We start from the raw sequence: 12,571 nt of genomic DNA on the forward strand, positions 1-12,571 counted from the left end.
GGTGGGATACCAGCGTCGGTAGGATCGGTCCATGGCCGACATCGTCATCCCCGCTGACCTCCTCCCGACCGACGGACGATTCGGCTGCGGCCCGTCCAAGATCCGCGGCGCACAGCTCGAGTCCCTGGTGACCCGCGGCGCGACGATCCTCGGCACCTCCCACCGCCAGAAGCCCGTCAAGGACCTGGTCGGCTCGGTGCGCTCCGGTCTCGCCGAGCTCTTCCAGCTGCCCGACGGCTACGAGGTCGTCCTGGGCAACGGCGGGTCGACCGCGTTCTGGGACGCCGCCGCCTTCGGACTGATCGAGCGCCGCGCCGAGAACCTGTCGTTCGGCGAGTTCGGGTCCAAGTTCGCCAAGGCCGCTGCCGCCCCGTGGCTCGAGGCACCGCACGTCGTCCAGGCCCCGGGTGGCTCGCGCTCCGAGCTCGAGATCGTCGAGGGCGTCGACGTCTACGCGTACCCGCACAACGAGACCTCGACCGGGGTGATGGCGCCGGTCGTCCGAGCCGAGGGCGACCCCGGTGCACTGACCGTCGTCGACGCCACCAGTGCTGCCGGTGGTGCGGCGTTCGACGTCAGCGCCGCCGACGTCTACTACTTCGCGCCGCAGAAGAACTTCGCCTCGGACGGCGGGCTCTGGCTGGCCCTGTTCTCGCCCGCCGCGATCGAGCGGGTCGAGCGCATCGCCGCCTCGGGCCGGTACATCCCCGAGTTCCTGTCACTCAAGAACGCGGTCGACAACTCGCGGCTGAACCAGACCCTGAACACGCCGGCACTGACGACGCTGCTGCTGCTCGACGACCAGGTGTCGTGGATCAACGGCTCGGGCGGCCTGGCGTGGGCCGACACCCGGACCAAGACGTCGTCGTCCACGCTGTACGACTGGGCCGAGTCCGTCGACTGGGCGACGCCGTTCGTGACGGATCCCGAGCACCGGTCGCAGGTCGTCGCGACGATCGACCTCGACGACGCCATCGACGCCGCTGCCGTGGCGGCGGCGCTCCGGCAGAACGGCATCGTCGACACCGAGCCCTACCGCAAGCTCGGGCGGAACCAGCTGCGGGTGGCGACCTTCACGGCGATCGACCCCGACGACGTGCAGCAGCTCGTCCGCGCGATCACCTACGTCGTGGAGCAGCTCGGCGCCTGAGTCTGCCCGGCGCCGGACAGCCCCGCCCCGCCCCCGCCCCGAGTGGTCACGACACCCCGCTCACGTCCGCCGAGCGGTCACGAATCGTCGCTCGGCCGCGTCGCGAACGACGATCTCTGACCGCTCGACGTCGCACCGACGGGGTGTCGTGACCACTCGCAAGGCAGAAGCGTCGGGCAGACAGACAGACACGGCACCGCGGATGCCCGCGATGCCGTGTCTGGAGCGTGGTGGTGCGCGCTACCGCTCGTCGTGGTCGGGCTCGCGGACGTCGGCGAGCTGGTCGACGTCGACGCCCTCGATCTCGTCGTCGTCCGACTCGGCGAGGTCGCCCTCGTCCGCATCCTCGAAGTCGTCGTCGTCGAACTCGTCGTCGTCATCCGACTCGTCGTCGTCATCGTCGTCGTCCGAGTCGTCGTCATCCGACTCGTCGTCATCGTCGTCATCGTCGTCGTCGTCATCCGACTCGTCGTCGTCATCCGACTCGTCGTCGTCCGACCCGTCGTCGTCATCCGACTCGTCGTCGTCCGACTCGCCGTCGTGCCCCTCGCCGTCCTGCGCCGCGCGGTACTCGGCCAGCCGCTCGGACCACGGGACCCACTCTGGCGCGACGAGCGACCCGTCGCCGGGCATCAGCTCGACCTCGAGCACGGTCGGCTCGTCGCCCTCGACCTGCGCGATGCTGACGGTCCAGCGCCACCCCGGGTACCCGGGCAGGCGGTTCGCGAACAGGACCGAGACCACCCCGTCGCCCTCGTCCGTGGTGCCGGCGGGCGCGCCGATGGTCGACTCCGGAGTGACCTCGAGCAGCGCAGTGCGTGCCAGGGCGGTCAGGTCGGTGTGGTCGGTCGTCATGGTCATGCGTCCAATTGGTCTGCGACGTGCCGCAGGATGGCGGCGATGCGGGGGCCGTTCTTCGGGTAGCGGCCGTGGTGGAGGTCACCGCTGATCCGGTCGAGCTCCTTCACCAGGTCCTCGACGATCACGGCCATGTCGTCTGCGGAGCGTCGCGACATCTTCGCCAGCGACGGCTTCGGGTCGAGCAGGTGGACGGAGAGCGCCTGTGAGCCCTTGTTGCCCTGCACGACGCCGTACTCGAGCCGCGCGCCGGCCTTGACCGTGGTCAGGCCTTCGGGCAGCGAGGACGCGTGCAGGAAGACCTGGTCGCCGTCGTCGCCGGTGATGAACCCGAACCCCTTCTGGTCGTCGTAGAACTTGACCTTGCCGGTGGGCATGCGTGGACTCCTCGATGGTTGTGCGGCCGTGGTGCGGATATCCTGGGCAGATGGCCAAGCCGACCCGATCACCCGGGGACACGCGGAACTCCGCAGAACCCCCGGCGACGTTCAATCGTACCGAACGCACGCTCGCGTTCATGGTCGGTGGGATCATCCTGTTCACGATCCTGTGCTTCGCCGCCATGATCATCGGCTGGCTGACCCTCGGCACCATCCCCGGGGACGGCATCTGGCCGACCGTGCTGGGCATCCTGTACTTCGGGCCGCCCATCGCGCTGGTCCTGATCTTCGTGCTGCTGGGCGTGACGTGGACCCGCAAGGCCCGCGAACACCGGAAGGAAACCCGCTGACGTCCGCACCGGACGCTGGCGAAGGACGATGACGACCACCGCCGACCTGGCCGCCCGACTGCGGGCGATGCCGGATGACGACCTCGAACGGCTCATCGTCGCGCGGGGTCTGCCCACCGCTGTCCTGGGCGAGACCGGACCGCAGAGCATCACCGACTTCTTCGACCTGGCCGAGGCGTTCCGCGCCGACGCCGCGGTCGACGCCGCGGTCGAGCGACTCCCCCGCCGCACGCTGCTGGCGCTCCGTGACGGCACCGCCGGCACGGACCTCGCCCCAGCGGTGGCCCTCGGGCTGGCGGACCACGACGGCCAGGTCGACGACGCGGTCGCCGCACGCGTGGCCGCCCACCCCGACCTGACCGACCTGCCTGGAGGCCCCGCTGCAGCCCGACACGCCGGTCCCGTCCCCGACGTGGCCGATCCGGACGCCGCGCGCGCCACGGGCGCCGAGCACGCGTTCGCGACGATGACGGTGCTCGCGGAACTCCTGCGTGCGGTCGACGACGGCGGCGTGCGGGAACTCGTCAAGGGCGGCATCGGCTCCCCGCTCGCCCGGGTGCTCGCCGAGCGCTCCGGCAGCGATGCCGAGGTCGTGCCCGACCGCCTGGGACTGCTCGCGCACATCCGCTTCACCGCACCGGACGAGGGCACCTGGACCCTCACGGACGCCGGTCGTGGCTGGCTGACGACGGCGTGGCCCGAGCGCTGGCGGGACCTCGTCGCCCGCTGGCACGACGGACTCGACCCGGCCGTGCACGAGGTCTTGACGACCGCCGGCGCCGACTGGACCGACCTGGTCACGCTCGGGCGCTGGGCCTTCCCGGCGGGTGCGCGCTGGCTCGACGCGACGCTGCTCGACGTCGGCGGCACGGCGAACGCCCTCGGGGTGACCGTCGACGGCGTCGTCACCGACACCGGTGCCGCCCTGCTCGGTGACGACCCCGACGTCGCGGCTCGGGCCGCACAGGCGGACCTGCCGCAGACCGTCGACGGTGTCTACCTGCAGCACGACCTGACCGTGATCGCCCCGGGACCGCTGGCCCCCGCCACGGACGCCGAACTCCGGAGCGTCGCGGACCTCGAAGCGCCCGGACTCGCCGCGCGGTACCGGGTGTCGGACGACTCCCTGCGCCGGGCACTGCGCGCCGGCCGCTCCCGCGACGACGTGCTCGGGTTGTTCGAGCGCCTCGGACTGACCGGCGTGCCGCAGCCCCTGGCGTACCTGGTCGACGAGGTCGCGGCGCGCGACGGCAGCATCGTGGTCGACCGTGCCCAGGACGGTCTCGGTGCGGTGGTGCGCGGCACCCCCGACCAGCTGGACCTGATCGGGGTGGACGCCGAGCTGCGCCAGATGGCGTGGGAACGGCCCGACCTGACGACCCTGGTGACCCGCTACCCGGCGCACGTCGTGCACGCCGCGCTCGAGGACCAGCGCTACCCGGCCGTGCTGCAACCCGGCGCCCGCCCGGAGACGCACCACGGGCCTCCAGGCCGTCGCCGTGTCGCCAGCCGCTCGCCGGAAGCGGCGGCCCGCGCCGTCGTCGGACGGCTCCGGCTGACGACCGAACGCGGCGCTGCCGAACCGGAGCAGGAGTGGCTCGGGCGCCAGATCGACCTGGCCGTGCGGGGCCGCACACCGATCCGCGTGGTCGTGAAGATGCCGGACGGCACCGAGCGGCCGTTCTCGATCGTGCCCACGTCCGTCGCCGCCGGACGTGTCCGCGGCAAGGACACCACGGCCGACGTGGAGCGCACGCTGCCCCTGTCGCTCGTCGTGTCCGTCGACAGCGAAGCCTGACCCAGGCGCGCACCGCTAGGCTGGCAGGTCATGAACGGACCGCTGATCGTCCAGAGCGACCGCACCGTGTTGCTCGAGGTGGCGCACCCCGACGCCGACGACGCACGCCACGAGCTCGCGGTGTTCGCCGAGCTCGAACGCGCGCCCGAACACGTGCACACCTACCGGGTCACGCGCCTGGGCCTGTGGAACGCACGTGCCGCCGGCCACGACGCCGAGAGCATGATCGACACGCTCGAGCGCTACGCGAAGTTCCCGGTGCCGCAGAGCGTGACGGTCGACATCCGCGACACGGTCGCCCGCTACGGACGGCTCGTGATCCGTCGCGAGGACCCGGCCGACGCTCCCGTGATCGCGAACTCCCCGTCCGAGGAACTCGAGCGCCAGCCCACGCTGCTGCTGACCGCGACCGACCCGTCGGTCCTGGCCGAGGTCACCCGCTCCAAGCGGATCAAGCCGCTGCTCGGCGACAAGCGTTCGGACACCGCGATCGAACTGCAGCAGTGGGCGCGCGGACAGGTCAAGCAAGAGCTCGTGAAGCTCGGCTGGCCCGCCGAGGACCTGGCCGGGTACACACCGGGGCAACCGCACGCGATCGACCTCGACACCACCGAGTGGGACCTGCGCCAGTACCAGCAGGACGCAGTGCAGAGCTTCTTCGCGCAAGGGTCCGGCGTGGTCGTGCTGCCCTGTGGTGCGGGCAAGACGCTCGTCGGCGCCGGCGCGATGGCCACGGTCAAGGCGACCACGCTCATCCTGGTCACCAACACCGTCTCCGCCCGGCAGTGGCGTTCCGAGCTGCTGAAGCGGACCAGCCTGACCGAGGACGAGATCGGCGAGTACTCCGGCAGCGTCAAGGAGATCCGCCCGGTCACGATCGCGACGTACCAGATCCTGACCGCCCGCCGGAAGGGCGAGTACACGCACCTGTCGCTGCTCGACGCCCTCGACTGGGGCCTGGTGGTCTACGACGAGGTGCACCTGCTGCCGGCACCCGTCTTCAAGCTGACGGCCGACCTGCAGGCCCGTCGACGTCTGGGCCTGACCGCGACACTGGTCCGCGAGGACGGGCGCGAGGGCGACGTGTTCTCGCTCATCGGACCGAAGCGGTACGACGCGCCGTGGAAGGAGATCGAGGCCCAGGGCTACATCTCCCCCGCCGAGTGCTACGAGGTGCGCATCGACCTGCCGCACGAGGACCGGCTCGAGTACGCGGCGTCCGGCGACGACGAGCGCTACCGGCTCGCGGCGACGACCCCGGCGAAGACCCCGGTGGTGCGTGCGCTCATCGACCAGCACCGGGGTGAGCAGATCCTGGTGATCGGCCAGTACATCGACCAGCTCGACGCGCTGGCGTCGTCGCTCGACGCGGCCGAGATCACGGGCTCCACGCCCGTCGACGAACGCGAGCGGCTGTACCAGGAGTTCCGCGACGGTTCGATCGACGTGCTCGTGGTGTCCAAGGTCGCGAACTTCTCGGTCGACCTGCCGGACGCCACGGTGGCCATCCAGGTGTCGGGGTCGTTCGGGTCCCGGCAGGAAGAGGCCCAGCGTCTGGGCAGACTGCTGCGTCCGAACAAGGACGGCCTGCCGGCGTCGTTCTACACGCTCGTGACGCGGGACACCGTCGACCAGGACTTCGCGCAGAACCGGCAGCGGTTCCTGGCGGAGCAGGGCTACTCGTACACGATCCTCGATGCCGACCAGATCCAGGGCGTACCCCAGGCGCTCTCAGGAAACGCCTAGGGAACAGTCAGAGGATAGGGCCATGACCGATGGACCCAAGATCCTCATCGTCGATGACGAGCCGAACATCCGCGACCTCCTGACGACCTCGCTGCGTTTCGCCGGGTTCGCCGTCCGTGCCGTCGGCAACGGCGCACAGGCGATCTCCGCCGTGCTCGAGGAAGAGCCGGACCTCATCATCCTCGACGTCATGCTCCCCGACATGAACGGCTTCGGCGTCACGAAGCGGCTGCGGTCGTCCGGGTACACCTCGCCGATCCTGTTCCTGACGGCGAAGGACGACACCGAGGACAAGATCACCGGGCTCACGGTCGGCGGCGACGACTACGTCACCAAGCCGTTCTCGCTCGACGAGATCGTCGCCCGCATCAAGGCGATCCTGCGACGCACGATGAACGACGAAGAAGACGCGATCATCCGCGCTGGCGAGCTCACGATGGACCAGGACACCCACGAGGTCACGATCGGCGACGCGCAGATCGAGCTCTCGCCCACCGAGTTCAAGCTGCTGCGCTACCTGATGCTCAACCCGAACCGGGTGCTGTCCAAGGCGCAGATCCTCGACCACGTGTGGGAGTACGACTTCAACGGCGACGCCGGCATCGTCGAGTCCTACATCTCGTACCTGCGTCGCAAGCTCGACCAGTACTCGACCGAGCCGATCATCCAGACCAAGCGCGGCTTCGGCTACATGCTCAAGGCGTCCAAGGCCTCGTAGTCGACGTCCTGGTTCTCACGGCGCTCGTCCGGTTTCGCCGGGCGGGCGCCGTCTACCGTTGAGGCACGATGCACTCGAGAATGAACCGCTGGTGGGACGGCATCTCCCTGCGCACCAAGATCACCGGCATCACGGTGCTCCTGGTGGCGCTCGGGCTGCTCGTCGCGGGGCTCGGCACCATGACGGTGCTCTCCACCTACCTGGTCCAGCGCCTGAACGACCAGGTGACGACGACGACGTCGCAGCTCGAGGGGCAGAACGTCTCCGACGGCGAGCAGTACTGCAAGCTCTCCGTCGTGGTCCAGGAGAGCTCGTACGTGGCCGCCTACGACAGCGACGGCAAGCAGATCTGCGACACGCAGTCCACCACCCGGCCGGACATCTCGGCGCTCGACTTCGCCACGGCCACCAAGATGACCACGCCGTTCACGCTGTACGACAAGCAGCACAACCACGAGTGGCGCGCACAGGTCATCCCGGCCAACCTGCAGAACCTGTCGACCGGCGCCACCGAGACCGGCTACGTGCTCGTCGCGGTCTCCAGCGCCGACACCGACCAGACGATCGCCCGGTTCACCTTCATCTTCCTGGGCTTCGGCGCCTCGGTGATCCTGCTCGGGGCGATGCTCACCCGGCTGCTCGTGACGGCGACGTTCGACCCGCTGCGCGACGTCGAGGACACGGCCGCCCGGTTCGCCGCCGGTGACTTCAACCAGCGCCTCGACGCCGACACCCCCAACACCGAGGTCGGCCGCCTGAACCGGTCCCTCAACGCCATGCTCGAGCGGATCGACAGCGCGTTCGAGGACCGCGAGCGCACCATCGCCCAGATGCGTCGCTTCGTGGGTGACGCCTCGCACGAGCTCCGCACGCCACTGGTGTCACTCCGCGGGTACGCCGAGCTGTACCGGATGGGGGCGCTCCGCAAGGACGAGGACGTCGCCCAGGCGATGGAGCGCATCGAGAAGGAAGCCCAGCGCATGGGCCTGCTCGTGCAGGACCTGCTGCAGCTCGCCCGCATCGACGAGTCGAAGCCGCTCGAACTGGGGCCCGTCGACCTCGTGGTCATCGCACGCGACTCCGCGCTCGACACCATGGCGTCGAACCCCGACCGCGAGATCCAGGTGCTGGTCGAGGACTCGGTCACCGGCGAGAACGTCCCGCAGGCCGTCCGGGCACCCTCGGCGTTCGGACCCGGCGCTGTGTCGCCGACCTCGCCCGACTCCGCGCCGATGTCCCCCTCCGCCAACACCACGGGCCCGATCGCGTTCTCGCGCCAGACGCTCGCCCGCCTGCGCACGCGCCGCAACCGCGCGATGGAGCTCGAGGGTGCCATCGACCCCGAGACCACCCCGCTGCCCACCGTCGTGCTGCCGAAGCGCCCGCCGATCGTCCTGGCCGAAGAGAACAAGATCCGCCAGGTCGTGACGAACCTGATGGGCAACGCGATGCGGTTCACCGCGCACGACGACCCCATCGAGATCGGCATCGGGGTCGACGACGACCGCGACATGGCGCACATCGACGTCATCGACCACGGCGAGGGCATCCCGCCGCAGCTGCGCGAGAAGATCTTCCAGCGCTTCTGGCGTGCCGACACCTCGCGCGCCCGCGACACCGGCGGATCGGGCCTGGGGCTCGCCATCGTGTCGGGCATCGTCGCGGCACACGGCGGCTCCGTCGAGGTCATCGACACCCCGGGCGGCGGGGCCACCTTCCGCATCTGGCTGCCCCTGCTCCCCCGCGACTGGGCCCCGACCCCCGCTCCCGAGTCCCCCACGCCCTGACGCCCGCCCGACCCGCGCCGCGCCCATCGCCTGACGCGCACGTGTCCCTGCCCCTCGCCACCACCGGTCACAACACCCCGCTCGTGTTCGCCGAGTGGTCGAAGAACGTCGCTCGCGCGGTGCCCGATCGACGTTCTTCGACCGGTCGGTGCTCGGCGAGCGGGATGTCGTGACCACTCAGGATCACGCGCGGAGCCGGTTCGGAGCCCTTCGGCCCTGATCACGCTGCGAGTCGACGGGTGCTGCCCAGTCGCTGCTCGAAGGCCTGACGCAGACGCTCGAAGACGTCCGCGGGGCGATGTGCGTCCGCCGCGGTGGCGTGCACGGCGATCCAGTCGTTGACGACGAATCCGTTGTCGCGGCGCTGATCGTGCTGGAACACGTCTCGCTCACGATGGTGGTCGCCGTCGTACTCGAACGCGATCTTGAGCTCGGGCCACGCCATGTCGACCCGTCCGAGCAGTCGGCCGTCCGGATCGCGGACGTCGACGTTGAGCTCGGGTTCGGGGAACCCCGCGTCGACCAACGCCAGCCGGAACAACGACTCCATCGCGGACTCGGAGCCCACCCGGACCAGATCGGCCGCCGTCCGCGCAACCACCGAGGACCGGGAGCCCGGGACGATCGCCGCGCCGAGGGCATCGATCGTCGTCGCGAACTCGCTCCGCCCCACGAAGTGGTCCCCGACGGCGACGAGCGCGCGGACCCCGAGCAGTGACGCGCACTGCGCCCAGGCCGTTGCGGGCGTGGCCAGCGACAGCCCGGAATGCTCGACCGCCTGGGCGGCCGAGAGGCGATGGGCGCGGACGTTGGGCCGACGCATCCGAGCTCCATCCGCGGTCGTGGACACGTGCACCGTCGGGTCGTCCTGCACGGCGCGGGGAAGCGGTGCACCCCACAGTCGCGCCGCGGTGGTGTGACTGAAGAACTGGTCCGGACGCATGACGAGCGCCAGCGCCTCGATGAACGACGCGAATCCCTCGTTGCCCATGGCGACACGAACGCCGTGCACCGGAGCGGACAGGTCAGAACGACGGAGCCGTTCGCCGTTCACTCCGAGGGCAGCGGCGTCGGAGACCCGGAAGGCTCCGCGTCCGAGGTCTCCGGGCAGGGGTCGCAGGCGGGGCATCCTCGATCATGACGTCGACCGCCGTGGTCGCAACCGCTCGTCGGACGGAACTGTGGAGAACCAGGCGTGCCGAGCCTCCTGTGCAGGACCTCGAAGCGGTGTTCTGGCCGCGTCCGGGCCCACCCGCCGATCTCACCGGTGAGGAATCACCGGCGGTCTGACGCCGACTGGTCGCACGTCGTCGCTCCAGGCCCGGCGGACCGACAGTTCGTGACCGCTCAGCGGACGTGAGCGGGGTGTTGTGACCGGTCGTTGCGGGAGCTCCGGACCGGCACGCGGCAGCCCCGGCACGCGGCAGCCCCGCCCCCGGCACCGCCCCGGCACGCGGCAGCACCCGCTCCCGGCACCGCCCCCGGCACGCAGAAGGGCCCCCGCACGCGCAGCGTGCAAGGGCCCTTCCGTGTCAGGACTGGATCAGAAGTCCATGCCACCCGTCGGGTCGCCAGCCGGAGCGGCCGCGGCGCGCTCGGGCTTGTCGGCGACGACGACCTCGGTCGTCAGGAACAGACCGGCGATCGACGCAGCGTTCTGCAGCGCCGAGCGCGTGACCTTGGCGGGGTCGATGATGCCCGCGGCGATCAGGTCGACGTACTCGCCGGTCGCGGCGTTGAGGCCCCAGCCCGCTTCGAGCTCGCGGACCTTGGCGGCCACGACACCCGGCTCGAGACCGGCGTTGAGCGCGATCTGCTTGAGCGGCGCGTCGATGGCCACGCGGACGATGTTCGCACCGGTCGCCTCGTCACCCTCGAGGGTGAGCGAGTCGAGCGCGACCTTGCCGGCCTGGATCAGGGCGACGCCACCGCCGGCGACGATGCCCTCTTCCACAGCGGCCTTGGCGTTGCGGACGGCGTCCTCGATGCGGTGCTTGCGCTCCTTGAGCTCGACCTCGGTCGCAGCACCCGCCTTGATGACGGCCACGCCACCGGCGAGCTTCGCGAGGCGCTCCTGGAGCTTCTCGCGGTCGTAGTCGGAGTCGGTCGCCTCGATCTCGGAGCGGATCTGACGGACGCGGCCCGCGATCTGCTCGGTGTCGCCGGCACCTTCGACGATGGTGGTCTCGTCCTTGGTGATGACGACCTTGCGCGCCTTGCCCAGCAGGTCGAGCGTGGCGTTCTCGAGCTTGAGGCCGACCTCTTCGGAGATGACCTGGCCACCGGTCAGGATCGCGATGTCCTGCAGCATGGCCTTGCGACGGTCACCGAAGCCCGGGGCCTTGACGGCGACGGACTTGAAGATGCCGCGGATCTTGTTCACGACGAGCGTGGCCAGGGCCTCGCCGTCGACGTCCTCGGCGATGATGAGGAGCTGCTTGCCTGCCTGGATCACCTTGTCGACGACCGGCAGCAGGTCCTTGATGTTCGAGATCTTCGAGTTGACGATCAGGATGTAGGCGTCTTCGAAGACGGCTTCCTGACGCTCGGGGTCGGTGACGAAGTACTGCGACAGGTAGCCCTTGTCGAAGCGCATGCCCTCGGTGAGCTCGAGCTCGGTGCCGAAGGTGTTCGACTCCTCGACGGTGACGACGCCTTCCTTGCCGACCTTGTCGATCGCCTCGGCGATGAGCGCGCCGATGGTCGGGTCCGCGGCCGAGATCGACGCGGTGGCGGCGATCTGGTCCTTGGTCTCGATCTCCTTGGCGTTCGCGAGCAGCTGGTCCGAGACGGCCGCGACGGCCTTCTCGATGCCGCGCTTCAGCGAGACGGGGTCGGCGCCGGCTGCGACGTTGCGCAGGCCTTCGCGGACCAGGGCCTGGGCGAGCACGGTCGCGGTGGTCGTTCCGTCACCGGCGACGTCGTCGGTCTTCTTGGCGACCTCCTTGACGAGCTCGGCACCGATCTTCTCGTACGGGTCGTCGAGCTCGATCTCCTTGGCGATGGAGACACCGTCGTTCGTGATCGTGGGGGCGCCCCACTTCTTCTCGAGGACGACGTTGCGGCCGCGCGGGCCGAGCGTCACCTTCACGGCGTCGGCCAGCTGGTTCAGGCCGCGCTCGAGGCCACGACGGGCCTCTTCGTCGAAAGCAATGATCTTTGCCATGTGAGTTTCTCGTCCCTCCAGGACAACGTGGGGGTCTTCCGGCACTCAGCGTGACCGAGCGCCTGCGCACGCGGCGTCAGCCGGTGCACCTGGCACTCAGTACGACCGAGTGCCAAGCCCGATTCTGGCACTCGACCCCTGAGAGTGCAACACGCACCGACCAGCGGGTCCCGGCACGACGAACGCCCGCACACGCCCGACACAACGAGCACGCACGCACACCCGGCACGACGAACGCGCCGCCCCGGTGGGGACGGCGCGTTCCTCGTGTGGTTCGGCGGCTACGCCGGACGGACCGACTCGGCCTGCGGGCCCTTCGACCCCGTGCCGACGTCGAACGTCACTGCCTGGCCCTCCTCGAGGACCTTGTAGCCGTTCATGTCGATGGCCGAGTAGTGGACGAACACGTCCTGGCCCCCTCCATCGACGGTGATGAAGCCGAAGCCCTTCTCAGCGTTGAACCACTTGACGGTTCCGTTGGCCATGATCTGTTGCTCCCTGCGGTACTGCTTGTCGCGAACGACGGGGCCGTCGGGTGACGCCGTCGGGTCCAGGGTGGTGCGCATCGTGCGTACCGAGGTCCGACGACATTGCGATCACTCCGGTGACCACTTGTGA

General features: G+C 69.9%; 11 protein-coding genes. 6 read left to right on the forward strand and 5 right to left on the reverse strand.

Going from position 1 to position 12,571, the window contains the following annotated elements:
• Positions 1-31: 31 nt before the first annotated feature.
• The gene (gene serC / locus ACLBWP_RS16695) at positions 32-1,150 is read left to right on the forward strand and encodes a phosphoserine transaminase (RefSeq protein ID WP_447655999.1); all 1,119 of its coding nucleotides are present in this window, start codon (positions 32-34) and stop codon (positions 1,148-1,150) included.
• 240 nt (positions 1,151-1,390) lie between these two features.
• Here the strand turns inward: serC and ACLBWP_RS16700 are convergent, their stop codons facing one another.
• Complete coding sequence (locus ACLBWP_RS16700) at positions 1,391-2,011, reverse strand: DUF3027 domain-containing protein (RefSeq protein ID WP_447656000.1); 621 nt, start codon at positions 2,009-2,011, stop codon at positions 1,391-1,393.
• Complete coding sequence (locus ACLBWP_RS16705; RefSeq protein ID WP_243562905.1) at positions 2,008-2,385, reverse strand: cold-shock protein; 378 nt, start codon at positions 2,383-2,385, stop codon at positions 2,008-2,010. The genes ACLBWP_RS16700 and ACLBWP_RS16705 overlap by 4 nt, the downstream gene beginning before the upstream one ends.
• A gap of 50 nt (positions 2,386-2,435) precedes the next feature.
• On the opposite strand from ACLBWP_RS16705, the gene ACLBWP_RS16710 reads away from it, so the two are divergent.
• The 5 genes from ACLBWP_RS16710 (at position 2,436) to ACLBWP_RS16730 (ending at position 8,787) form a co-directional block, all read left to right on the forward strand.
• Positions 2,436-2,738, forward strand: coding sequence for a multidrug ABC transporter ATPase (locus tag ACLBWP_RS16710; RefSeq protein WP_243562906.1), 303 nt, complete (start codon positions 2,436-2,438; stop codon positions 2,736-2,738).
• 28 nt (positions 2,739-2,766) lie between these two features.
• The gene (locus tag ACLBWP_RS16715) at positions 2,767-4,536 is read left to right on the forward strand and encodes a helicase-associated domain-containing protein (RefSeq protein WP_243562907.1); all 1,770 of its coding nucleotides are present in this window, start codon (positions 2,767-2,769) and stop codon (positions 4,534-4,536) included.
• A 30-nt stretch (positions 4,537-4,566) separates the two neighbouring features.
• Positions 4,567-6,282, forward strand: coding sequence for a DNA repair helicase XPB (locus ACLBWP_RS16720; protein ID WP_447656001.1), 1,716 nt, complete (start codon positions 4,567-4,569; stop codon positions 6,280-6,282).
• Positions 6,283-6,304: 22 nt separating this feature from the next.
• Entirely contained in the window at positions 6,305-7,000 is a 696-nt protein-coding gene (locus ACLBWP_RS16725; RefSeq protein WP_056120555.1) for a response regulator transcription factor, read from the forward strand.
• Positions 7,001-7,068: 68 nt separating this feature from the next.
• Positions 7,069-8,787: a sensor histidine kinase gene (locus ACLBWP_RS16730; RefSeq protein ID WP_243562909.1), complete on the forward strand. Its 1,719-nt coding sequence runs from the start codon at positions 7,069-7,071 to the stop codon at positions 8,785-8,787.
• A 220-nt stretch (positions 8,788-9,007) separates the two neighbouring features.
• Here the strand turns inward: ACLBWP_RS16730 and ACLBWP_RS16735 are convergent, their stop codons facing one another.
• The 3 genes from ACLBWP_RS16735 to ACLBWP_RS16745 all read right to left on the reverse strand — a co-directional run bounded on the left by ACLBWP_RS16735 (position 9,008) and on the right by ACLBWP_RS16745 (position 12,438).
• Positions 9,008-9,916: a hypothetical protein gene (locus ACLBWP_RS16735; RefSeq protein WP_447656002.1), complete on the reverse strand. Its 909-nt coding sequence runs from the start codon at positions 9,914-9,916 to the stop codon at positions 9,008-9,010.
• Between the two features lie 414 nt (positions 9,917-10,330).
• Positions 10,331-11,953 (reverse strand): chaperonin GroEL, encoded by a 1,623-nt coding sequence (gene groL / locus ACLBWP_RS16740; protein WP_123656295.1) that lies wholly within the window; start codon positions 11,951-11,953, stop codon positions 10,331-10,333.
• Between the two features lie 281 nt (positions 11,954-12,234).
• Positions 12,235-12,438 carry a cold-shock protein gene (locus ACLBWP_RS16745; RefSeq protein ID WP_056120541.1) on the reverse strand — a complete coding sequence of 68 codons (204 nt, stop codon included), beginning with the start codon at positions 12,436-12,438 and terminating at the stop codon, positions 12,235-12,237.
• Positions 12,439-12,571 lie beyond the last annotated feature (133 nt).

This window comes from Microbacterium sp. M1A1_1b (assembly GCF_053345565.1).